This is a genomic window from Nonomuraea fastidiosa, from assembly GCF_042751225.1.
Lineage (GTDB): Bacteria > Actinomycetota > Actinomycetes > Streptosporangiales > Streptosporangiaceae > Nonomuraea > Nonomuraea fastidiosa.
On sequence record NZ_CP170570.1, the window covers coordinates 7,424,892 to 7,445,892 of the forward strand.

General features: G+C 72.1%; 22 protein-coding genes. 9 read left to right on the forward strand and 13 right to left on the reverse strand.

Going from position 1 to position 21,001, the window contains the following annotated elements:
• Positions 1-308 precede the first annotated feature (308 nt).
• Positions 309-1,265: an AraC family transcriptional regulator gene (locus ACFMQL_RS34040; RefSeq protein ID WP_378788865.1), complete on the reverse strand. Its 957-nt coding sequence runs from the start codon at positions 1,263-1,265 to the stop codon at positions 309-311.
• 136 nt (positions 1,266-1,401) lie between these two features.
• Here ACFMQL_RS34040 and ACFMQL_RS34045 point away from each other — a divergent pair, with 136 nt between their 5' ends.
• Together ACFMQL_RS34045 and ACFMQL_RS34050 are read left to right on the forward strand one after the other, a co-directional pair.
• Complete coding sequence (locus ACFMQL_RS34045; RefSeq protein ID WP_378788867.1) at positions 1,402-2,070, forward strand: saccharopine dehydrogenase NADP-binding domain-containing protein; 669 nt, start codon at positions 1,402-1,404, stop codon at positions 2,068-2,070.
• The gene (locus tag ACFMQL_RS34050) at positions 2,064-2,453 is read left to right on the forward strand and encodes a hypothetical protein (protein WP_378788869.1); all 390 of its coding nucleotides are present in this window, start codon (positions 2,064-2,066) and stop codon (positions 2,451-2,453) included. The genes ACFMQL_RS34045 and ACFMQL_RS34050 overlap by 7 nt, the downstream gene beginning before the upstream one ends.
• A 105-nt stretch (positions 2,454-2,558) precedes the next feature.
• Here the strand turns inward: ACFMQL_RS34050 and ACFMQL_RS34055 are convergent, their stop codons facing one another.
• The 4 genes from ACFMQL_RS34055 to ACFMQL_RS34070 are packed head-to-tail and all read right to left on the reverse strand — an operon-like array spanning position 2,559 to position 4,460.
• Positions 2,559-3,350: an SRPBCC family protein gene (locus ACFMQL_RS34055; RefSeq protein ID WP_378788871.1), complete on the reverse strand. Its 792-nt coding sequence runs from the start codon at positions 3,348-3,350 to the stop codon at positions 2,559-2,561.
• Positions 3,347-3,658: a metalloregulator ArsR/SmtB family transcription factor gene (locus ACFMQL_RS34060; protein WP_364051407.1), complete on the reverse strand. Its 312-nt coding sequence runs from the start codon at positions 3,656-3,658 to the stop codon at positions 3,347-3,349. The genes ACFMQL_RS34055 and ACFMQL_RS34060 overlap by 4 nt, the downstream gene beginning before the upstream one ends.
• A gap of 44 nt (positions 3,659-3,702) precedes the next feature.
• Positions 3,703-4,047 carry a TipAS antibiotic-recognition domain-containing protein gene (locus ACFMQL_RS34065; RefSeq protein WP_378790239.1) on the reverse strand — a complete coding sequence of 115 codons (345 nt, stop codon included), beginning with the start codon at positions 4,045-4,047 and terminating at the stop codon, positions 3,703-3,705.
• Complete coding sequence (locus tag ACFMQL_RS34070; RefSeq protein ID WP_378788873.1) at positions 3,939-4,460, reverse strand: MerR family transcriptional regulator; 522 nt, start codon at positions 4,458-4,460, stop codon at positions 3,939-3,941. The genes ACFMQL_RS34065 and ACFMQL_RS34070 overlap by 109 nt, the downstream gene beginning before the upstream one ends.
• Positions 4,461-4,518: 58 nt before the next feature.
• Here ACFMQL_RS34070 and ACFMQL_RS34075 point away from each other — a divergent pair, with 58 nt between their 5' ends.
• The 4 genes from ACFMQL_RS34075 (at position 4,519) to ACFMQL_RS34090 (ending at position 7,861) form a co-directional block, all read left to right on the forward strand.
• Positions 4,519-5,301, forward strand: coding sequence for a MerR family transcriptional regulator (locus ACFMQL_RS34075; protein ID WP_364051401.1), 783 nt, complete (start codon positions 4,519-4,521; stop codon positions 5,299-5,301).
• Between the two features lie 101 nt (positions 5,302-5,402).
• The gene (locus ACFMQL_RS34080; protein ID WP_364051398.1) at positions 5,403-5,930 is read left to right on the forward strand and encodes an ATP-binding protein; all 528 of its coding nucleotides are present in this window, start codon (positions 5,403-5,405) and stop codon (positions 5,928-5,930) included.
• Positions 5,931-7,199: 1,269 nt separating this feature from the next.
• Positions 7,200-7,454 carry a helix-turn-helix transcriptional regulator gene (locus tag ACFMQL_RS34085; protein ID WP_364051395.1) on the forward strand — a complete coding sequence of 85 codons (255 nt, stop codon included), beginning with the start codon at positions 7,200-7,202 and terminating at the stop codon, positions 7,452-7,454.
• A gap of 80 nt (positions 7,455-7,534) precedes the next feature.
• Positions 7,535-7,861 carry a PadR family transcriptional regulator gene (locus ACFMQL_RS34090; protein WP_364051392.1) on the forward strand — a complete coding sequence of 109 codons (327 nt, stop codon included), beginning with the start codon at positions 7,535-7,537 and terminating at the stop codon, positions 7,859-7,861.
• Positions 7,862-7,907: 46 nt separating this feature from the next.
• Here the strand turns inward: ACFMQL_RS34090 and ACFMQL_RS34095 are convergent, their stop codons facing one another.
• A complete protein-coding gene (locus tag ACFMQL_RS34095) occupies positions 7,908-8,597 on the reverse strand; it encodes a TetR/AcrR family transcriptional regulator C-terminal domain-containing protein (protein ID WP_364051389.1) in 690 nt (229 codons plus the stop codon).
• 54 nt (positions 8,598-8,651) lie between these two features.
• Here ACFMQL_RS34095 and ACFMQL_RS34100 point away from each other — a divergent pair, with 54 nt between their 5' ends.
• Positions 8,652-9,800: an FAD-dependent oxidoreductase gene (locus ACFMQL_RS34100; protein WP_378788878.1), complete on the forward strand. Its 1,149-nt coding sequence runs from the start codon at positions 8,652-8,654 to the stop codon at positions 9,798-9,800.
• Between the two features lie 26 nt (positions 9,801-9,826).
• On the opposite strand, the gene ACFMQL_RS34105 is transcribed toward ACFMQL_RS34100, so the two are convergent.
• The 3 genes from ACFMQL_RS34105 to ACFMQL_RS34115 are packed head-to-tail and all read right to left on the reverse strand — an operon-like array spanning position 9,827 to position 14,248.
• Positions 9,827-10,963 (reverse strand): tyrosine-type recombinase/integrase, encoded by a 1,137-nt coding sequence (locus ACFMQL_RS34105; RefSeq protein ID WP_378788880.1) that lies wholly within the window; start codon positions 10,961-10,963, stop codon positions 9,827-9,829.
• A 35-nt stretch (positions 10,964-10,998) separates the two neighbouring features.
• On the reverse strand, positions 10,999-12,528 hold the full coding sequence (locus ACFMQL_RS34110) for a helix-turn-helix domain-containing protein (protein WP_378788882.1): 1,530 nt from the start codon (positions 12,526-12,528) through the stop codon (positions 10,999-11,001).
• Positions 12,529-12,544: 16 nt separating this feature from the next.
• Positions 12,545-14,248, reverse strand: a complete 1,704-nt coding sequence (locus ACFMQL_RS34115; RefSeq protein WP_364051377.1) for an enoyl-CoA hydratase-related protein — start codon at positions 14,246-14,248, stop codon at positions 12,545-12,547.
• Positions 14,249-14,901: 653 nt separating this feature from the next.
• Between ACFMQL_RS34115 and ACFMQL_RS34120 the strand changes: the two genes are divergently transcribed.
• The gene (locus tag ACFMQL_RS34120; RefSeq protein ID WP_378788884.1) at positions 14,902-15,270 is read left to right on the forward strand and encodes a hypothetical protein; all 369 of its coding nucleotides are present in this window, start codon (positions 14,902-14,904) and stop codon (positions 15,268-15,270) included.
• 970 nt (positions 15,271-16,240) lie between these two features.
• Here ACFMQL_RS34120 and ACFMQL_RS34125 read toward each other — a convergent pair.
• The 4 genes from ACFMQL_RS34125 to ACFMQL_RS34140 form a co-directional block, all read right to left on the reverse strand.
• The gene (locus ACFMQL_RS34125; protein ID WP_364051371.1) at positions 16,241-16,495 is read right to left on the reverse strand and encodes a hypothetical protein; all 255 of its coding nucleotides are present in this window, start codon (positions 16,493-16,495) and stop codon (positions 16,241-16,243) included.
• Between the two features lie 1,195 nt (positions 16,496-17,690).
• On the reverse strand, positions 17,691-17,951 hold the full coding sequence (locus tag ACFMQL_RS34130; RefSeq protein WP_378788886.1) for a hypothetical protein: 261 nt from the start codon (positions 17,949-17,951) through the stop codon (positions 17,691-17,693).
• An 803-nt stretch (positions 17,952-18,754) separates the two neighbouring features.
• Complete coding sequence (locus tag ACFMQL_RS34135; RefSeq protein ID WP_378788887.1) at positions 18,755-19,600, reverse strand: DUF952 domain-containing protein; 846 nt, start codon at positions 19,598-19,600, stop codon at positions 18,755-18,757.
• A complete protein-coding gene (locus tag ACFMQL_RS34140) occupies positions 19,597-19,920 on the reverse strand; it encodes a multidrug efflux SMR transporter (protein ID WP_364051362.1) in 324 nt (107 codons plus the stop codon). Before ACFMQL_RS34140 ends, ACFMQL_RS34135 begins: the two co-directional genes overlap by 4 nt.
• A 121-nt stretch (positions 19,921-20,041) precedes the next feature.
• Between ACFMQL_RS34140 and ACFMQL_RS34145 the strand changes: the two genes are divergently transcribed.
• Entirely contained in the window at positions 20,042-21,001 is a 960-nt protein-coding gene (locus ACFMQL_RS34145; protein WP_378788889.1) for a radical SAM protein, read from the forward strand.

The window sequence follows — 21,001 nt, forward strand, 5'->3', positions numbered from 1 at the left end:
CACCACCGCCACGACCACCGCGAGCGAGCCGGGCAGGCGCGCCCTGGTGAGAGCGGCCGACGGGGGCGTGCACTCCCACGTCGCCGGCTACCACGCCCCGCCCCGGCCTCGCCTGCGTGCAGGTGTGCGGCGCGCCGCCCGCGCGGTGAGCCCTGAGGTGGCGGCGGTGATGGCACGGCGGGGGGAGGGAGGAGATCGCGATGCCGTCCCCGGTTCGTGGCCGCGGCGATCGCGTTCGCCATCGAGCAGGCCGACGGGAGAGACGTCAGCGAGGTCGTGGTCCGGCCCGCCGCCCGAGACTGATCCGATCAGGTGGTGCCCGTCAGGGCCCGGTAGGCGGCCGGCGGTGTGCCGTACTGGCGCTTGAAGGCGTGGGTGAAGGTGTACTGCGAGCTGTAGCCGACCTGGCGGGCGATCGTGTGGACGGGGGCGTCGCCGCTGCGCAGCAGCCGGGCGGCGGTGGTCAGCCGCCACCAGGTCACATACGCCAGTGGCGGCCGCCCGGTCAGGGTGGTGAAGCGGCGGGCGAAGGCGGCTCGTGACAGCCCGGCCCGCGCCCCGAGTTCCTCGACCGTCCACGGGTGGGCCGGGTCGGCGTGGACGGCGCGCAGGGCGGCCGCCACGGCGGGGTCGTGCAGGGCCGCGGCCCATCCGGCGGGGGAGCGGCCGTCGGCGTGCTGTTGCTCGAACCAGGCGCGCAGGATGTAGAGCAGCAGCAGGTCCAGCAGTGTGAGCAGCACGCCGTCGGAGCCGGGGCGGGCCGGGGCGTCCAGCTCGGTCCCGAGCAGGTCGACGGCGGCGCGCAGCTGTCCGTGCCGCCCCACGTGGGCGGGCAGGTGGACGACGTCGGGCAGGTCGTCCAGCAGCGGGTGCTGGGCCGAGCCGTCCAGCAGGTACGCGCCGCACAGCATGTCCACGCTCACCGCCCCCGGCCCGCCTGCGGCGGAGGCTGCCTCGTCCACGCTGGAGTCTCCCTGCTGACGCGTGCTGGAGGGGGCCTGCTCGGGCGCGCCGGCGGGGGCCGCCGACCCGGCGTCGGACAGGGTGTGGGCGCAGCCGCGCGGCAGGAACGCCACGTCCCCGGGCCCGAGCACGATCGGCTCGCCCTGCGGCGGCGTCAGCCGGCACGTTCCGCGCAGGACGACGTGGAACCCGGCCGCCGGCACCGTGGGGAAATGCTCGGCGAAGGGGGCGGGGCGGCTCACGCGCCGCGAATGGGGGCGGCCCGTGCGGGCCGCGCTCACCACGTCCGACAACACGTCCATCCTGACACCCTAACCGGCTCTTCTTTGAAGACGATGGCGCAAAGGTGCGCGCGTCTTGCTTATTCCGGCGTCTCGTGCCGGAGCCGTAGCGTGCTGCGCGGGGCTGATCCCCTATCGGCGTGTTCGAGGAGACGAGATGAAGATCACCGTGTACGGCGCGAGCGGCTACCAGGGCAGGCTCGTCCTGGCCGAGCTGGCCCGCCGCGGCATCGAGCCGATCCTGGCCGGACGCGATCCGGCCCGCCTCACGCAAGCGGCCGAGGCCACCGGCCTGCACGGCGCGCAGCGGCGGCAGGCCGCAGCCGGCGACCACCGGGCTCTGGCGCGCGCTTTCACCGGCAGCGATGCCGTCATCAACTGTGCCGGGCCTTTCACTTTCACCGCCCGCGCCGTGGCGGCGGCCGCGATTGACGCCGGCTGCCACTACGTCGACACCTGCGGCGAGCAGCTCGCCATCAAGGACCTCTTCGACACCCTCGCGTCCCGAGCACGTGGTGCCGGGGTGAGTGTGGTGCCCGCCGCCACCGACGGCTGCGTCCTGCTGGATCTGCTGGCGAGCCTGGTGGCCGCCCGCCTGGACCGGATCGGGGAGATGCGCACCGTCCACCTTATCGGCCCGGGCGGGGCGTCTCGCGCGGCACGCTGCGCTCGCTGGCCGCGACGATCGAGACCGTCCGATCGGGCGGCCTGGTCTACGACGGCGGCCTCTGGCGTCCTGCATCGCCCGGCCGCCGCGGTGAGGTGCGGCTGCCGGGGCGGGAGGAGGTGCTGCCGGTTGCGGGGTTCGCGGTGCCGGAGGTGGTGACCATTCCCCGCCACGTACGTCTTGCGCGCCTGGAGGGGCTGGCCGAGGCCGGGCTGGGGGAGCGGCTGGGCGACGCGCCCCCACCCGAGGTCATCGCGAGCCTGCCCGAGGGGCCGGCCGAGCGGGAGCGCCGCGCCCAGCGTTTCACCTACCTGGCCGAGGCCGCCGGCACGGACGGGCGGCGGGTGCGCGGCGTCGTGGAGGGGAGCGACACCTACGGCCTGACGGCGGCGATCGCGGTGGAAAGCGCCCGCCGCCTGGTGGCCGAGCCCGCGAAGGCGGGGGTGCTGGCGCCCGCGCAGGCGTTCGATCCCGGCGCGTTCCTGGACTTTCTGGGCGCGTACGGGGTGCGGTGGGCGATCGAGGGCGGGCCGGGGCGCTGACCCACCCACCCGGATATCCGACTTGTCTGGAATTTCATGAAATCTACTTTGTAAAGGGCGTGGGAAAATGCAGCACCTCACACCTGCAAAGAAGAAAAACCACGGCTAGAGGAGGGAGGCGGCCAGCTCCTCGACACGGACGCGCCAGGCGTCCAGGGTGGCGGTCTGGCCGGCGTGGGTGAGGACCAGCCGCGCGCCGTGCCCGGTGCCCGCTGCCAGCTCCCAGCGCACGGTCCCGCCGCCGGTGTCGTACTCCAGCAGCTTGCCGGCCTCGATGCGGCTGACCGGGCCGGGCGGTGCGGCGGGCACGGTGAACGGCTGCGGCGGCGGCGCGCCGACGGTGGCCTCGGGGCCGCCGAGCCGCTGCCAGACGTCCTCGGCGGGGCGGGTGAGCTGGCGTTCGACGCGGACGCCGCCGTCGGTGACGGTGGCCGAGGGCAGGCCGAGGATGGCGATGAAGTCCTCGTGCAGGCGGGCGGTGTGCAGGCGGGCGGTGTCGCCGGTGCCGGGGAACGGGCGTTCGTCGAGGTGGGCGTGGAGGGCGGCCAGGCAGGTGTGCCAGCCGGCGGCGAAGCTGGCGGCGCCGTGGCGGTCGGCGAAGGTGTGGGTGAAGGTCAGCAGGGTGCCGTCGCCGTCGGGGGCGAGCTCCCAGCGCAGCTCATCGTCGCCCCAGGTGTGGGCGAAGACGCGCGGCGGGTCGTTGACGGTGATGCGTCCGCCGGGGCCGAAGCCGTAGGCGATGCGGTCGCCGTCGATGCTGACCTCGGCGGGGAACCAGGCGGCCATGTGCTCGGGGCCGGTGACGGCCCGCCATACTTTTCCGGGCGGGTGGGGCAGGCGGCGCTGCATCCGCAGGGTGGTGCGGCCGTCGGCGTGCAGGGTGACGCTTTCGTTCACGGTGTGTCGTCCTTCATGGTGTCGAGGTGGTGTTCGAGGCGGTCGAGGGTGTCGTTCCACAGGCGGCGGTAGGGGGTGAGCCAGGCGTCGATCTCGGCCAGGGGGCGGGGGTTGAGCTCGTACCAGCGGCGCTGGGCGTCCTTGCGGACGGTGACCAGGCCGGCGCGGCGCAGGGCGGCCAGGTGCTTGCTGGTGGCGGGCTGGGTGAGGCCGAGCAGGCGGGTGAGCTCGCCGACCTGGTGGGGGCGCTGCAGGAGGAGGTCGAGGATGCGCCGGCGGGTGGGTTCGGCGACGACGTCGAACGGCATGCCCGTGAATATACCGAGCCGGTTATATGCCCGCAAGGGCATGTTCAGAGGTGGCGGCGCGCGTTGGCGTGGATCGCGGTGCGGAAGTAGGCGGCAAGGCCCGGGGCGAGGGCGTCGTAGACGGCGGCGAAACGGGGGTCGGAGGCGTACAGGTCGCCCAGGCAGCGGTGCAGCTCGTGGTCGCAGGTGTAGAACCAGCGGTTGATGTGAGCGCGGTGCCGCTCGGCGATGTCCATCACCTCCGGTGAGTCGGCCGGCAGTCCGCCGGTGCAGGCGGCGGTCAGCTCGTCGTTGATGGCCTGGGCCTCCTCGGCGAGCAGCAGCCAGTCCTGCTTGGTGTAGGAGGCGATGCGCTCCTGGCTCTCGGCGTACTGGGGGTGTGGCCCCAGCGGCGCTCGACCTCGGCGTCGTAGTCCTCGGGCCGCAGGGAGCCGAAGACCTCCAGGCGTTCCTCGGCCGTCAGCGAGATGCCGGTGGTGCGGGCGTTGATGGCGCGCTCGACGGCGGCGATGACCTGGCTGATGCGCTCGGCCTTGGCGGTCAGCAGCCGGTGCTGGCGGCGCAGGTGGTCGAGGTGGTCGGCGCCGGGACGGTCGAGGATGGCGGCGATCTCCTCCAGCGGGAAGCCGAGCTTGCGATACAGCAGGATCTGCTGCAGGCGGGTGATGTCGTCGTCGCTGTAGCGGCGGTATCCGGCGGGGGTGCGCTCGCGGGGCGACAGCAGGCCGATCTCGTCGTAGTGGTGCAGGGTCCGCACGGTGACGCCGGCCAGCCGGGCGACCTGGCCCACGGTGAAGCTCATGCCTTCCACCTTGCCGCCTGGGACCGGGTGGTGGTCAAACCGGGCCATGCTGGTGGGTGTGGATGAGGAGTTGCTGCCGATCGGGCGGTTCGCCCGGCTGGGCCGGTTGAGTGTCAAGCAGCTGCGGCACTACGACGAGCTGGGGCTGCTGCGGCCGGCGTACGTGGACCAGGCGACCGGCTACCGCTACTACCGGCCCTCGCAGGCGCGGCAGGCGTTGTCGATCGGGCTGCTGCGGTCGCTTGATGTGCCGCTGGCGGTGATCGGGCAGGTGCTGGCCGGGTCGGCGGACGCGCTGGAGGGGGTGCGCCGGCAGCTGGAGGAGGAGCTGGCGCGGCGGCGCAGGACGCTCGGGGTGCTGGAACGGGTGATGGCCGAGGGCCTTCCCGAGACCGCCGTGCGCGTGGTGGAGGAGGAGCCGCTCGCGGTGGTGCTGGAGCGCGAGCCGGCGGCGGGCATGGAGGACGTGGGACGGGCCACCTCGGCGGCGGTGGCGCGGCTGCTGGCCGGGCACGCGGGACAGGGGCCGGTGCGGCTGGTCGGGTTGTTCCCGCTGGATGTGGCGGAGGCGATGGAGGTGGAGGTCGGCCTGGCCGTGGAGCGGGGGCGGGCCGGGGCGGTGGTGCTGCCGGGCGGGCGGTTCGCCTGCGCCACCCACGTGGGGGCGTATGAGCAGATGTCGCTGACCGTGCACGGGCTGCTGGCCTGGTGCGCCGAGCGGGGGCGGGCGGTGCGCGGGCCGGTGCGGGAGGTGTATGTGTCGGATCCGGCGGTGACGGCGCCGGGGGAGCTGGTGACTCAGGTGCTGGTGCCGCTGGAGGACGACCCGCCCGCCAGGTAATAGATGCCCGTATGGGTGCTTATGGGTGCTTTTTGGGCAGGCTCAGGGAGGTGGGGGAACGCCCCCGACAAGCGGGAAGGGAAAAGCGAGGGACGGTGATCATGACTCATCATCGGCCGCCCCGCCCGCCTGCCCAGGCCGCGTACCTGGTGGCCCCGCAGACCCCGGTGGGCGCGGCCACCTCCGGTGGCCGGCGGACGCGGGGCGGTCCCAGCCCTAACGGCCCCGCCGGCGCGGGCGGCGCCCCGTCGGCCGTGTGGACGCTGCCGGCCCTGCCGGCCTCGGTGCCGCAGGCACGCCACCTGATGCGCAACGCGCTCGCCGGCTGGGGCATGCGCCCCAGCGCCGAGGCCGAGCTGCTGGCCGACGAACTGGTGACCAACGCCGTCCGGCACGGCCGCGGCCCCGTACGCCTGCAGATCCGGCTGCGCTGCTCCGGCGAACGCCTGCTGCTGCGCTGCGAGGTCGGCGACCGCGGCAGCGGCATGCCCCAGCTGCGGCCCGCCGGCATCGAAGACGAAGGCGGACGCGGCCTGGCCCTGGTGGCCGGGCTGTCGCGCGCCTGGGGCTGCGTCCGCACCCGCAGCGGCAAGGTCGTCTGGTTCGACATGCCCGTGGAGTCCTGCTGACGCCCGGCGCGCGCAGCGCGTCAAGCACGGGCCGTACGCCCGCCATGACATGGTCAAATCTTCCCGCGCGCCTCCGGCTCGCTCGCCCCGCCCACCTGGCGGGACTTAGCCTGAAGGCGACGGCGAGCAGGCGCCCTCCTGCGACTTCACGAGGCACCATGACAGCGGTGATGACGCACACCATCAGCGGACGCCCCGGCGGCGCACCCGCCGCATCCCGCCGCGTGCCCGCCCGGATCAGGCCGCGCCCGCACGTGCCTACAATGCCATCCGCATCCCCCCGGCCGACCGCGCCCGCCGCCTGCGAGGACCCGGCGCCCGGCGTTCACCGGCACCGCCGCACCCACCCGCGGCCCGCCTCGCCGGACCTCTCCTGTGGCGTCCCGCCGGCGGCGCGGCGCAGGAGAGCAACGCTTCGCCCGCCGGCCGGACGGCGCACCGCCGGACCGGCCTTGCGACCGTATCCGCCCGCCGCGTGCCCCAAGCCGGGCCGGGCGGGCGCCGATCGACGGGAGTTACGCCCTATGCCGAGCACACGCCCCGCCGCCGCCACGCGCCCAGGACGCGCACGGCGGCCGGCCGACACCCGGCGTCCGGCCGGCCAGGTACGCGCCGACGCGCGCAGACCGGGCGGACGCCGCACCACAGGCGGCGCCTGCGCACGCCCGCGCCCCGCGCTCGCGCGGCTCGTGGTGCCGCGCCGGGCCGGATGCGCCGCCGCACGAGCATCGCAAGCCTTATCACCGCAGCCCGGCGGCCCAGGCGCGGGAGCCCGATCGGGAGCGGGAGCCGTCGCACCGGCACCCGCCAGACGCTCCTGCGACCCCGCACGCCGCCCGGACCTCGACACCGCCCACACCGGCCACGCCAAGGGGCGGGCCGAGCGCGGCCACCAGGCGGCCGCGATCTTCGAGCACGGGTTATTACGCACGGCTCCTCTAACGCACGGCTCGGTGAGCAGCACGTCCCAGGCGGCGGCGAGGGCCGCTGCCCGCGCGCGGAGCCCGTCCTCGCCCGGCCGCGCGCACAGGCGGCGGAACCCGCCAGGCCGGATGATCCGGGCAGGGCTCGGCCGCGCGCACAGGCGGCGGAACCCGCCAGATCGGACGATCCAGGCAGGGGCGCCGGTCATCCGGGGCAGGGCAAGGTCGCACCCGGACGGCAGGGGAGACGCCCGGACGGCGGGGGAGACGCCTGGGCCGGCTCGCGCACGCCGTCACCCCGGGGACCGGACCGGTATTTGTATCCCAGGGGTATAAAGTGGAGGTCATGGTGCGACCTCCGCTGACCCCCGAAGAGCGGCTGCGCGGCGAGCAACTCGGACACGTGCTGCGCCAGGCCCGCGGCGACCGCAGCATCGTCGAGGTCGCCGCCGCCGCGGGCATGTCCGCCGAGACCCTGCGCAAGATCGAGACCGGCCGCATCGCCACGCCCGCGTTCTTCACCATCGCGGCCCTGGCCGACGTGCTCGGCATCTCCCTCGACCAGCTCGCCGTCCGCTCCACCCCGGCTCCCGCACCCTGACATCCCGCCCGGAGCGGGCCTGACGGTGATACCGTGTCCTTGCTACTCAGTGGTACCAAGTAGCCGGGAGCTGGCGGCGCGTGGACAACCTCACGGAGATGCTGAAAGGCACGCTCGAAGGCTGCGTGCTGGAGATCATCGGCAGCGAGGAGACCTACGGCTACGCCATCACCCGCCGCCTGAACGACCTCGGCTTCACCGACGTCGTCGAAGGCACCGTCTACACCATCCTGCTCCGGCTGGAGAAGAACGGCCTGGTCCAGGTCACCAAACGCCCCTCCGAGGTCGGGCCGCCGCGCAAGTTCTACGCCCTCAACGACGCCGGCCGCGAGCAGCTCGCCACCTTCTGGGCGAAATGGGACTACATCGCCGAACGCCTCGGCAAGCTCAGGGAAGGCCGCGGATGAACCTCGCCCGCATCGGCGACCGCCCCGCCGCCTGAGGCCCCCACGGTCACGCCGGCGGGTCCAGGCGGGCGGCGACGCCGTCCAGCACCCACTCCAGCCCCGTGTGGAACGCCGTCTCGGCGTCCACCTCCCGCCCCTCGCTGACGAACCGCGACAGCGCCGGGAAACGGCCCGTGGCCAGCATCTTGGTGAGGTAGGGGCCGTGGGCGTGCTGCCAGTCGCGCTCCGACAGGCCCGTGGCGCGCTCGGCTCGCAGGTGCGCGATCTCCCGCCGGATCGCGCCGGTGCAGTAGTCGTTGACCACCTCCACGGCCCGCATCACGGCCTGCAGGTCGGCCACCCCGTCCAGCGCCGACAGCAACGCCTCCATCACGGCCAGGGCGTTCGGCCCCAGCGCCGGGCGGCCGCCGAGCAGATCGGCCAGCCACTCGTGCCGCAGAGCCGACGCACGGGTGCGGCAGGCGTGCCCGCGCAGCGCCTCGCGCCACCCGCCCGCCGGCCCGGCGGGCAGCAGCTCGGCCCTGACCTCGTCCACCATGAGGTCGAACAGCTCCTCCTTGGTGGAGATGAAGCCGTACAGGCGCATCGGGCCGGCCTGGAGCCGGGCGGCCACCTTGCGCAACGACACCGCCTCCAGCCCGCCCTCGTCCGCCAGCTCGATCGCGGCGGCGACGATCCGCTGACGGTCCAGCGGCGCGGGGCGGGCGGGCCGCTCGGGCCGGTCCCACACAGTCATGCAGGACATCGTACTGTTGCGATACTCCGTATCGGAGCGATACGGTGTATCGACATGAGACACCGTATCGCCGTGGTGGGGGCAGGCCCCGCCGGCCTCACCTTCGCCCGCGTCCTGCACCGCCACGGCAGTCCCGCCACCGTCCTCGAACGCGACACCGCACCCCACGCCCGCCCCCAAGGCGGCACCCTCGACCTCCACGACGCCCTCGGCCAGCGCGCCCTCGGCAAAGCCGGCCTGCTCGCCGAGTTCACCCGCCTGTCCCGCCCCGAAGGACAGGCCATGCGCATCCTCGACACCGACGGCACCGTCCTGCGCGACTGGAAGCCCCGCCCCGGCGAACGCGCCAACCCCGAAATCGACCGCGGCCACCTGCGCGACCTGCTCCTCGGCCCCCTCCACGTCCAGTGGGGGACGACGGTGACCGAGGTCGAACCCGCCGATGACGGCGTGCGGGTCCGCTACGCCGACGGACGCACCGCCACCTTCGACCTCGTCATCGGCGCCGATGGCGCCTGGTCGCGCGTCCGCGCCGCCCTGTCACCGGTCACCCCCCACTACACCGGCGTCACCTACCTCGAAACCGGCATCGACGACATCGATGACCGTCACCCCGAGCTGGCCCGCCTCATCGGCGACGGCTCACTGGCCGTCTACGGCGTCAACCGCGGCCTGGTCGCCCAGCGCAACAGCGGCGGCCACGTCAAGGTCTACGCGCAGTTCCGCGCGCCCCGCACCTGGCACACCGACCCCGAACGCCACCTGGGCCTCACCGGATGGCCCCGCGTGAACCTGGCCGACCCGCAGGCCGTACGGGCGCTGCTGGAGGCACTGTTCGACGGCTGGGCGCCGCACCTGCTCGACCTGCTGCGCCACGGCACCGCCTTCCACCACCGCCCCCTGCACGTCCTGCCCCCGGACCACACCTGGACCCACGTGCCCGGCGTGACCCTCATCGGCGACGCCGCCCACCTCATGCCGCCCCTCGGCGTCGGCGCCAACCTCGCCATGCTGGAAGGCGCCGAACTCGCCGAGGCCCTCGCCGCAACGGACGACCTCGACGCCGCCGTCCGCGCGTTCGAGCAGACCATGTGGGAACGCGCCCGCACCTTCGCCACGATGACGATCGCCGGACTGCAACGCCTGGTCAGCCCCGACCCCGCCCAGGCGATCGCCCTCTTCGACGAGCTCCAGCCCGCCTGACCCCCCTTGCGGCCACACAGCACCCCTCAGCCGGACCGCCGGTCACGCAACAGCGGATGGGCCCGCATCGCCACCTCCAGCTCCCCGGGCAGATCATCCCGGTAACGCCCCAACGTGGACAGATCTCCGTGTCCCAGCACCCGCCGCACCGCGTCCATGTCGACCGCGTCCGCCAGCAGATGCGTCGCCGTCGTATGCCGCAGCCCGTGCGGGGTGACCGAGCGACGCTGATCGGCCGGCACCCGCGCCTGCACCCGGTCGATCACCGCCTGCACATCACCCCGCGCCAGCCGCCGCCCCCGCCACGACAGCAACAACGCCTTGTCATCCTCGGCATCCGCGCGACGGCCCCGCTCCAGATACGCCTGCAGCACCGCCGCCACGTCATCCGGCAGCGGCACATCACGCGTGCGGCCGCCCTTGCCGAAGATCCGCCAATACCGCACCCCGTCGTTGGTGTAGAAGTCCTCCACATTCGCCCGCACCAGCTCCGACACCCGCGGCCCCACCGTCGCCAGCAACAGCACGATCACCGCATCACGCAGCTCCGTGCGCTGATCACGCCGCCTGCCCTGCTCCGGCGCGGCCTCGGTCAGCGCCCGCGCCGCCTTGATGAGGCCCTGCGCCTGCTCGCGGGTCAGCGCCCGCCGCTGCGGCGCCAGCCCGCCCCGCTCCCTGGCCGTCACGCTCGAGCGCGTCATCGGGTTGATCTGCACCCACCCGGCCAGCGTCGCATGCTTGAACAACGCCGAGATCGACCGGCGAAACCGCGCCTGCGACGACGGCGACTGCCCCGCCGCCCGCTGCCCGCCGCCGCGTCTGCGGCCGTCAGGACGGCGCGCGAACGCCAGCAAAATCGCATCGACGTCCTCACCCGTCAGATCGTCGAGCACCACATCAGGACCGGCCAGCTCCACCAGCGTGGCCACATCACGGGCATAGACCTCGGCCGTGGACGGCGACAGCGCCCCCGTCAGCGTCCTGGCGCGCACCAGCTCCACATAACGGTCCGCTGCCTCCGCCACCGTCACCCGGTCGAGCTCCGCAGGCCGCACCGGCACCCCTCCCATCACGCGCAACACGATCGGCAAGATCCACGCACGACGGTAGCGGCCGCCACCGACAATCTCAGGCCCCCGCAACACGGCGAACGCCGGCCCCACCGAGGACCGGCGTCCACCCCACGGCAGCAAGGGGGTCAGATGTCGCGGAAGGTCTCGATCCGCGCGCCCAGCGCGTTCAGCCGCTCGGCCAGATCCTCATACCCCCGGTTGATCACGTACACGTTGCGCAGCACCGACGTGCCCTCGGCCGCCATCATCGCCAGCAGCACCACCACCGCCGGCCGCAACGCCGGCGGGCACATCATCTCCGCGCTGCGCCAGCGCGTCGGCCCCTCCACCAGCACCCGGTGCGGATCCAGCAGCTTCACCGACGCGCCCAGCCGGGTCAGCTCCGTCAGATAGATCGCGCGGTTGTCGTAGACCCAGTCGTGGATGAGCGTCTGCCCCTGCGCCGAGGCCGCGATCGCCGCGAAGAACGGCACGTTGTCGATGTTCAGCCCCGGGAACGGCATCGGGTGGATCTTGTCGATGGGGGAGACCAGCTTCGACGGCCGCACCGTCAGATCCACCAGCCGGGTCCGGCCGTTGGCGGCCGCGTACTCGCCGCCCCGGTCGTGATCCAGCCCCATCTCCTCCAGCACCGCCAGCTCGATCTCCAGGAACTCCACCGGCACCCGGCAGATCGTCAGCTCCGACGACGTCACCACCGCAGCCGCCAGCAGGCTCATCGCCTCCACCGGATCCTCCGACGGCGAGTAGTCGACGTCCCGCTCGATGTCGGGCACGCCGTGCACCGTCAGCGTCGTGGTGCCGATGCCCTCCACCCGCACGCCCAGCTGCTCCAGAAAGAAGCACAGGTCCTGGACCATGTAGTTGGAGGAGGCGTTGCGGATCACCGTCACCCCGTCATGGCGGGCCGCGGCCAGCAGCGCGTTCTCCGTCACCGTATCGCCCCGCTCGGTCAGCACGATCGGCCGCGACGGCGACACCCCGCGATCCACCCGGGCGTGGTAGAACCCGCCGGTGGCGGTGATGTCCAGCCCGAAGTGCTTCAGCGCCGACATGTGCGGCTGCACCGTACGGGTGCCCAGGTCGCAGCCGCCCGCGTACGGGATCTGGAACTGATCCGTACGGTGCATCAGCGGACCCAGGAACATGATCACGCTGCGGGTGCGGCGCGCCGCCTCGGTGTCCATCGACTCCAGCTCCAGCCGGGACGGCGGCACGATCTCCAGGTCGCTGCCCTCGTTGATCCAGCGCGCCCGCACCCCGATCGAGGCCAGCACCTCCAGGATGCGGTACACCTCCTCGATCCGCGCCACCTTCCGCAGGATCGTCCGGCCGGAGTTGAGCAGCGACGCGCACAGCAGCGCCACGCACGCGTTCTTCGACGTCTTGACGTCGATGCTGCCCGACAACCGGCGGCCGCCCACCACCCGCAGATGCATCGGCCCCGCATAGCCGAGCGAGACGATCTCGCTGTCGAGCGCCTCGCCGATCCGGGCGATCATCTCAAGACTGATGTTCTGATTTCCGCGCTCGATCCGGTTCACCGCGCTCTGGCTCGTCGCCAGCGCATCCGCCAGCTGCAGCTGTGTCCAACCGCGATGCTGGCGAGCGTCCCGGATCAGCCGGCCGATCCGCACAAGGTAATCATCTGCCACAACAGCAGACCATATCTCACATATGAGATGTACTCGCGCCCAAGGGTGCCGACGCGCCGGACAGCTCCCGAAGACGCGCCAGATGCTCCGGCGTCGCCTGGGGCTTCAGCTTGTGCACGAACGCATGCCGCGCCTGCCGGAACCCGCTGCGATCGTCGAACATGTCCCGGCTCATCTCCGCCAGCTCCTCGGCCCGATAGGCATCCAGCGGCTTACGCCGCTCATCGGCCTCGCGCGCCTGCCGCCGCGCCGCCAGGAACCGCTCATAGTTCGGATCGGCCGCAAGCCGCTCGGCGTACTCCAGCACCCGCCGCTCGAAGTCCAGCCGCGAACCCGCCAGCGCCTTGTCGGCCAGCCCGACCTCCACCGCCTCGGCGGCGCCGATCGGCAACGCCTCCTGCGTCAGCCGCCGCGCCACATCCGCGCCCACCCGGCGCGTCAGCGAATACGTCCAGTACTCACTGCCGAACAGCCCCATCGTCCGGTAATGCGGGTTCAACACCACCGAATCCCGCACGATCACCCGGTCGGCGCCCAGCCCCATCATCACCCCGCCCGCACCGGCGTTCCCGCCGATCGACGTCACCACCAGCTGACTGGTGCACCCCACGATCTCCCGGCAGACCGCGTTGATGGCGTTGATGTTCATCCACGCCTCCAGCTCCGGCTGCCGCGCCGCCTCGATCACGTTCAGATGGATGCCGTTGGAGAACACCTCACCGCCGCGCACCACCAGCACCCGCGTGTCCTGCGAGACCGCGTACCGCAGCGCCGAGGCCAGCCGCCGGCACTGCTCGGTCGACATCGCCCCGTTGTAGAAGTCGAAGCTCACCACGCCCACGCCCTCGCTGCGGTCGTAGGTGATCTCGCTGTAGCCCGACCGCTGCGGCACCCCGGCCACCGCGTCGCCGAGCGCCATCGTGGCCGGCAGCTTGATACCGCCCTCACGCTCGACCTTCACATGACCCACCCACAGCGTGCCGTCACCGGTGTGCACCAGCACCGCGCCCTCACGCCGGCCGGCCACCGTACCGGGCGTGCCCAGCAGCTCAGGACCCCGGTAGACGTCGAACACCCGCACCGGCAGATCGCACAGCACCGACCGGCCGCCCGGCGCGCCGTCGGCCGCCCGCACCCGCCGCAGGATGTCCTCGGTCGGCTCGCCCCAGGAGAACTCCCGGTCGGCGTGCCGCATCGGCCGCCGCAGCCGCCCCTTCACCTCCGGGTTGCGGTAGTCCAGCGGCACCGGCACGAACGCCGGATCGGCCGCCTTGCGCGCCACCTCCGCCACCAGCTCGACCGCCGCGTCCGCCACCGGCCCGTTGTACAGCGCCGACTTGCGCGGCGGCTCCGAGGGCATCGGGAACGTCCGGTACGCCCAGATCGGGCCGGCGTCCATCTCCTCCACCGCCTGCAGCGCCGTCACCCCCCACTCGGGCTCGGCGTCGGCGATCGCCCAGTCCAGCGAGGACGGGCCGCGGTCACCGGGAGGCCCCGGGTGGATGATCACCGTACGGCGGGTGCGCCACAACGCCTCAGGCACCCGCTCCTTCAGGAACGGGCAGATGATCAGATCGGGCTTGTGCAGCTCGGCCGCCTCCGTCATCTGCTCAGGTGAGATCGCCAGCTCCACGCCGACGTCGTGCCCGGAGCGACGCAGCTCCAGCCAGGCTCGCTGGGTCAGGCCGTTGAAGGAGGAACAGAGCAGCAAGATACGCAACGCGGGAACTTCTTTCCGAACAGGGGAGCAGCGGTCACCAGGGCGGGACTTACCGGGCGGGCGGCGCCTCGCCGCACGCGCCACAACCCTTTACGGCAGTCCCATATGACCCATACATGCTCAAGATGCTGACATGAAATTTCCACTGCTGGTGACCAAACACGACAAAAACCCTGGTCGGAGGCCCCAGATTGACCTGCTTTGCCCGGAAAGATCCCGCCCGGTCACCAGACCACCACGGAACGAAACGGTCCCGCCCGCCGGCCACCCCCGGGAAGACCACCAACCCCTCAGCGCCAGACCACCGGACCTCACCCGAGGACCTGCCAGCCACATCACCGCAGACCGAACCGAGCCTCGGGGACGGGGCGCCCGAGCGGGGGAGAGGCCCGAGCGCCCCCGGCGATGACAGTCCGCCCATGCAGGACACATCACCACACCCCCAGCATCCCGCCCCACCACCCCACCGCAGGTCACGCCCAGGACAGAATCCACCGACAGCCCCTTGACACAACCCCGCCCCACCACGATCCAAACCCGCCACCCCACCCCGACTTCCCGCACCACCAAAACCCCTTGACCCACCCTTCACCCCACCTGCACCCGGCCACCCGCCCCCACACCCCATCCTGAACGAAACGAAAGGACCCGCCATGCACCCCACCCTCACCACCCTGACCGCCACCCTCGCCCTCACCACCGCCTGCACCACCACCCCACCCGCACCCCCAGACGCCCACCCGCCGCCGCCCGCCGCCGCCCGCACCACCGACTGCGGACGCACCCCCGCCGGACTCCACATCACCGCCGACCTGCCCGCCATCCACCCCGCAACCGCCTGCACCACCGCACGCCACGTCGCCGACGCCTACCAGCGCAACCGCCCCGCCCCAGACGACGACCTGCCCAACTTCACCATCAACGTCGACGGCACCACCTGGGAATGCCGCCTCATCACCGGCACCCACCCCCACGGCCGCTGCCAGCACCCCGCCGGAGGCGACGTCACCCTCACCACCTGACCCCGGACACAAAAGCCGCCGAGCAGCCCCTCAGCCACCCGGCCAACCCCTCTCCCAGCCAGACCCGGCCTCAGACGATGCCACCCACCGGCTCGCCGTCGCGCACACCACCCACGCACACCAGCCGCGCCGGACCGGTCGCGCTCAGCATGACGACCCCCCGCCCCCGAACACACATGCCGCAGTCGTCGAGACCCGCGGCACCCCGCCGGCCCGGACGAGGCCACCGGCACGGCCGACGCAGGCAAGGCCGCGCTCACCGGCAGCGCAGCATTCAGCGCGAGCACCGCCACAACGACACCGACACGAGACATGACCCCGCCCAATCACGAAAAGTCACACTTAGTGACTCTTCGCTTCCTATTGCACGACCACAAAGATCTCAGGAAGGAAGTCCATGTCTGACCTTGCCCTCCTCACCCGCCGCACCCTTCTGGCTGCAACGGCCCCCACCGCCGCCCCTTGCCCCTGACAAGTCCCGCCCATACGCGTGGTCGCAAGGTCCCCACCTGGGACAGCATGGCCTGATGAGCCTCGGGTTCGAAGCGTGGGGCCTGCGGCGGGATCAGTCATCCGGCCCCCTGGGTGCCGCCACCTCCTAAGTCCGAAGTGTCTGGTTTGCTCGCGTTTAGGGTGACTAGTCTCCGCCCGGGGCGGGGTAGGGGAGCGCCGCTGATGCGTCACCCGCGCTGCTGCGTGCATGTGGGGGTGGGGTGCGACGGCGTGGGTCCATCGCTCGCGCCGCCTGGTGTGACGAGGGGAGCAGGCCGTCGCCACCAGGTGTCGGGGGCGTGTGCGAACACATCACGTCACGACAATCGCCACATCCAAGGACGAATGGAAAGTAAAGCGCTATACCATACAGAACCTACATTCTGTCTGGTATCGGAATGGAATGGGTAAGGGAAACGTCGGCCGGGGGTGGGCCGGCGGCCGTGACCCCAGAGACCGGGAATCCGGGGCTGGGGGCTCACAACCGGTTGACGAAGCGTGCTGCGGCGCGCTGGCTCATGCCGGTCTCACCGCGTACGAGGAAGACGGCCTCACGGATCTGCCCGAGCGCCTTCAGCTCCCGGGCTTGATCGACAAGGTCGATGCTGATCGTCGGCCGGTTGCGCGGGCTCCTGGTGAGCCGCACCGCGAAGATGATCAGCCAGATGGCCGCGGCGGTGATCACTGCGGTGATCGCGACGAGGCCGGGTGTGGTGATTGCTAAGGCGGGCATGGTCGTGGCGCCTGCCCGTGCGCATCGCCCTTATTCGCAGGCGTTGCCGGTTGCTTGATAATGAACATTATGTCAAGTAGACCGTTTCCGGGACGGGGCGGGGAGCAGTAGCCGCTGCTCCCCGAGCCCACTTCATCCGAGTCATCACCGGCGACGCGTCTGACGCCTTCGCTGCTGCCGGAAACTTCGAGAGCCGCGTGCCGACTGCGTCTCGAACGCGGGCGGCACCTCGTCGTTCCAGCGCCGCGAACGCCGGCCCCGGGCCCGCGCACAGGCCGTCATCACCGCACTCTCCATTTCCCGCACAACCGGTGCGCGCAGGCGAGCGGCGGGATCAGCGCGCTGGTGACGGCCATCCGCAGCACCTCGTCCAGCGTGCGCGGGCCCGGGGCCGGGGCGCCGGCGGCCCGCTCCCCTCGTCACGCCCCTCACCTACCGTCCCCCACCGATACGAGCACGTGCACACCGTCGGCCCCGTCACCGCGGCCTGCCGACCCGGCATCCGGCGGGCCTTGCCGGTCGCGCGGTGCGGTCCCCCGCGCAGCCGTCCGCACCGCTCGGCCGGATGCCGCCCTCTCGGACGTTCCGTGTCGAAGTCGCATGCACCCCCTGGCCGAGGCGCTCGTGGTAAGCGCGGGGCTGATCAGCGGCGCTGTGCAGCAGCTCTCTTGGGGCGAGTGTCAGCGGCGGCGACCTACGCGAACAGGTCGTCAGTGCGGCTGAAGGCAGATCCCTCGCGCCGGCCCCATCACTTTCCGGCCCGCCGTTGCTGCGCTGCGGATCGGGCAGGGGTGGGCGCGCAGGTTGGACGTGGCGCCGCTGCCGAAGGCTCTGTCTGCCGGAGCGGTGTCGGTTACATGTACGTGTATGGGGTGCCGGATGCGCCGATCGAGAAATCGCACGAGCGTTTATCGGATGTCGGAGCCGGGTCTGTAGGCGGCCGATGCGGGCCTTAACCGCGATTCGGGTGATTATCGGCCGCGTTTGGTGCGGGTGGCCATCAATTGACGGGCTCCTCCCCCGGTTCCCGCTGCCAGGAGTTTCAGTGTGGCGAAGGTGAGCAGGCGGGTGGCGATGATGACGAGGGTGCCGGTGAGGAGTGCGGTGGGGCCGTCGATGTGCAGGGGCAGGCTGAGGGTGGTGCAGAGCCGGTCGGACAGCCACAGGGCGGCGGGTGGGGCCAGGAGGGAGAGGCTCAGGATCGCGGCCGGGGGTCGAGGGTGGTGCGGGCAGCGAGGGTGGTGCGGGCGGCGAAGGTGGTGGCGCCCAGGGTGAGGGTGGTGACGGCGATGGCCCCGGCTTGGTGCGGGGGTGGGCCGGCGAAGTGGATGCCGGGGGTGAGCACGAGTGCGGTGCAGGCGGCGGTGAAGGAGGCGGCGAGGGTGGTGGCGAGGGTGGTGGCGATGGTCGTGGTGGTGGCCGGGAGGGGCGTGGGGGGTGGTCTTAAGTGGGCCATCAATTGAGAATGGCACCCTTTTCGAGGTTATGCGAGGTGGGTGATGATATGGCGGTGTTTATGGGGCTTAATGCGGCTGGTTTATGGCGGGTATTGTGCGGAAATGCGCATCTCCGGGCGGTGGGCGGTGAAGGCTTGCGGTGCGGGCCTCCAGGGGTGCGAAGGCGCTGGTGGCAGGGTGGGTGGCCACTCCCCTGCTGGTGAGATGGATGTGTCTGGTGGGAAGGTTTTTGGGCCGTGTCGAGGCATGTGCGCAGGGTGATTTTGCGGGCGTTGAGCGGGGGTTTCAGCCTCTCGGGTGGCGGTGTTCGGGGTGTTGACTGCGGGTTTGACTTTGTGTTGATTGACTGTCGCCGCCGGGGTGCGGCGTTTTAGGGTGGAGCTCCTGCCGTTCGCGCCGCGAGAGGAGCAGCACGTGGGGACCGAGTCGGTGTTATGTCCGGTATGCCGGGGGGTTCTGCCCGCGTCGGGCAAGGATGCGTACACGACGTTGCGCGGCCGGTTGATCGTGTCGAACGGGTACTGCGCGGGTGGCTGCGTGGAGCGGCGTGCGCAGGCGGCTGAGCAGGAGGCGCAGCGGCGTGCCCGGCAGCAGGCGAGCCCGCGGCCGGGTGCCGGGCCGCAGCGCCCGGTGCCGGGGCGGATGCAGGAGGCTCGGCCCGAGCCCGAGTCTCCGGAGCGGGCTCCGGAGACGGTGAGGGGGCAGGGGCCCTCCCCTGCCGCTGGTCCCTCCCCCGCCGTCGCGGGTGCGGGCAGGGTGCCGCTGCGCGCGGTGCGCTGATCGGTGGCCGGTCGCCCGCCTCTCAGGGTGTGTAGGGGCGGGCGGCGGTGACGGCCGACAGGGGCAGTGGCCCGTACAGGTGGGGGTAGCCGTTCTCGATGCGGACGTCGAGGCCGGTGGGGTCGATGTCGAGGACGAGCAGCGGCTCGGTGACGTCGCGGTAGTAGGTGGCGTGGACGGTGCGCAGCTGGTCCATGTCGCGGCTGCAGTGGATGAAGCCCTCGTCGTCGAGGGTGCGGCCGAGGGTGGAGATGCGGTACTCCCCCGCGCTTTGGGCGTGCTGCCAGTCGGTGCGCAGGGCGAGATGGTGGATCATGTGCTTCATTATGGCGGTCTCGGCGGCCTGGGCGAGGAGGGCGCGGGCGTCGTCGAGGGGGCGCTGTTCGACGAGGTGCTCGAGCCAGAGCGTGGAGACGGTGGTGGAGAGCAGCCGCACGCGGGTGTCGTGCGGGGGCAGGCCGAGGGTGCGGGCGAGGATGTGCAGGCAGCCGTCGGTCCAGCGGCGGGCGATGGCCTGCAGGGCGGGGTCGCGGCCGGCGTGGACGTACAGCTCCCACAGGCCGAGCTGGCGGGTGCGGTCGGCGGCGGCGATCTGGTCGAGCAGGCCGGGCAGGCCGTGGCGGGCGATCCAGTCGCGCAGGGTGCCGAGCTCGCGGTCGACGAGGGTGGCGAAGGCTTCGGCGATGAGCTGGTCGCGTGAGGCGAAGTAGTAGGTGGTGGCGGCCAGGGGCAGTCCGGCGTGGCGGGCGACCGCGCGGTGGGTGACGGCGGCGAAGCCGCCGTCGGTGAGCAGGTGGACGGCGGCGTCGAGCAGGGTGGCGCGGCGGCGTCGGCTGCGGTCTTGGGCGGGGCCGCGGTGCTGGGTCAATGGGCACCTGCGAGGTTGAGGAGGACGACGCCGGCGATGATGAGGAGGATACCGCCGATCTTGAGGGCGGTGAGGGTCTCGCCCATGAAGGCGGCGCCGATGAGGGCGATGGCAGCGGTGCCGGCGCCGGACCAGACGGCGTAGGCGGTGCCCATGTCGAGCTGGAGTTTCAGGACGCGGGCGAGCAGGGCGAAGGAGGTGAGGTAGCCGGCGGCGACGACGATGCTCCAGCCGAGGTGGCTCAGGCCGTTGCTGAGTTTGAGTGCGCTGGTGGCGATGACTTCTGAGGCGATGGCGAGGGCGAGCAGGAGCCAGGCCATGGGGGTCTCCCTGACTGGAAGTGGTACGGGCGTACCGGATTTTAGGGTGGTGCCGTGTGCGCTCTCCCGGTTGGCGTGATCCGCTTGAAAACGCTGTCGAAAACGTGTTCCACTGGTGGGCGTGGATTGGGACGTGCTGGCGCTGGTCGATTCCACGGCCGCCGATGATCGGCCGTTGATCGAACGCCGTGCGGTGGTGCGTAACGGTTTTTACGAGATGCAGGCCCGCACGGTGATCGAGAGGGTGCCGCCGGCGGCGGGCATCGCGCAGGAGTGGGCCGTCTCCCCCTATCGGGGTTGCGCGCATGCCTGCCGGGGCTGCGGGGCGCGGGCCGGGCACCGCAGGCTCGGCCTCGGTGCCGGCGGCGATTTCGACACGCGTATCGTCGTGCGGCCGAATGTGGTCGAGCGCCTGCGCGCGGAGCTGGCGCGCTGGGACGGCCGGGAGCTGGCCGTCGGCGTCGGCGGTGACTGCTACCAGGCGGCCGAGGAGACCTACCGGCTCATGCCCGGGGTGGTCGGGGCGCTGGCGCGCTCGGATACGCCGTTCACCGTCTACACCAAGAGTGCTCTGGTGCTGCGTGATGCGGCGCTGCTGGCGCGGGCGGGCGCCTGGGTGGCGGTGTCGATCGCGTTCGTCGACGAGCGGATCCGGCGGGCGGTGGAGCCGGGGGCGCCGTCGGCGCAGGCGCGGCTGGAGCTGGTGTCGGCGCTGGTGGAGGCGGGTGTGGAGTGCCGGGTGCTGATGGCGCCGGTGTTGCCGCTGCTCAGTGACGCCGCCGATCAGCTGGCGGCGACCGTGCGCCGGATCGCCGCGACGGGGGCGCGGGCGGTGGAGCCGGTGGTGTTGCGGCTGCCGCCGGGTACCCGCGAGTGGTACCTGCGGTGGCTGGAGCAGGCGCACCCGTCGCTGGTGGAGCGCTATGAGGAGCTGTACGACCGTGCGGGCCTGCCGGCCGAGGGCTATGAGCGGCGCATCACCGGGCAGATCGCGCAGCTGTGCCGGGTGTACGGCATGGCGTGCGGCGCCCCCGAGCCCGCGCGGCGCGAGCCGAGGGCGGCGCAGCTGGCTTTGGTGTAG

Excerpts from the sequence above, each read along its gene's own strand:
- ACFMQL_RS34140 (WP_364051362.1), bottom strand. The coding sequence starts at position 19,920 with ATGGCCTGGCTCCTGCTCGCCCTCGCCATCGCCTCAGAAGTCATCGCC.
- ACFMQL_RS34045 (WP_378788867.1), top strand. The coding sequence starts at position 1,402 with ATGAAGATCACCGTGTACGGCGCGAGCGGCTACCAGGGCAGGCTCGTC.
- ACFMQL_RS34130 (WP_378788886.1), bottom strand. The coding sequence starts at position 17,951 with ATGGCCCACTTAAGACCACCCCCCACGCCCCTCCCGGCCACCACCACG.
- ACFMQL_RS34060 (WP_364051407.1), bottom strand. The coding sequence starts at position 3,658 with ATGCCGTTCGACGTCGTCGCCGAACCCACCCGCCGGCGCATCCTCGAC.
- ACFMQL_RS34125 (WP_364051371.1), bottom strand. The coding sequence starts at position 16,495 with ATGCCCGCCTTAGCAATCACCACACCCGGCCTCGTCGCGATCACCGCA.
- ACFMQL_RS34095 (WP_364051389.1), bottom strand. The coding sequence starts at position 8,597 with ATGACTGTGTGGGACCGGCCCGAGCGGCCCGCCCGCCCCGCGCCGCTG.
- ACFMQL_RS34085 (WP_364051395.1), top strand. The coding sequence starts at position 7,200 with ATGGTGCGACCTCCGCTGACCCCCGAAGAGCGGCTGCGCGGCGAGCAA.
- ACFMQL_RS34080 (WP_364051398.1), top strand. The coding sequence starts at position 5,403 with ATGACTCATCATCGGCCGCCCCGCCCGCCTGCCCAGGCCGCGTACCTG.
- ACFMQL_RS34100 (WP_378788878.1), top strand. The coding sequence starts at position 8,652 with ATGAGACACCGTATCGCCGTGGTGGGGGCAGGCCCCGCCGGCCTCACC.
- ACFMQL_RS34040 (WP_378788865.1), bottom strand. The coding sequence starts at position 1,265 with ATGGACGTGTTGTCGGACGTGGTGAGCGCGGCCCGCACGGGCCGCCCC.
- ACFMQL_RS34120 (WP_378788884.1), top strand. The coding sequence starts at position 14,902 with ATGCACCCCACCCTCACCACCCTGACCGCCACCCTCGCCCTCACCACC.
- ACFMQL_RS34070 (WP_378788873.1), bottom strand. The coding sequence starts at position 4,460 with ATGAGCTTCACCGTGGGCCAGGTCGCCCGGCTGGCCGGCGTCACCGTG.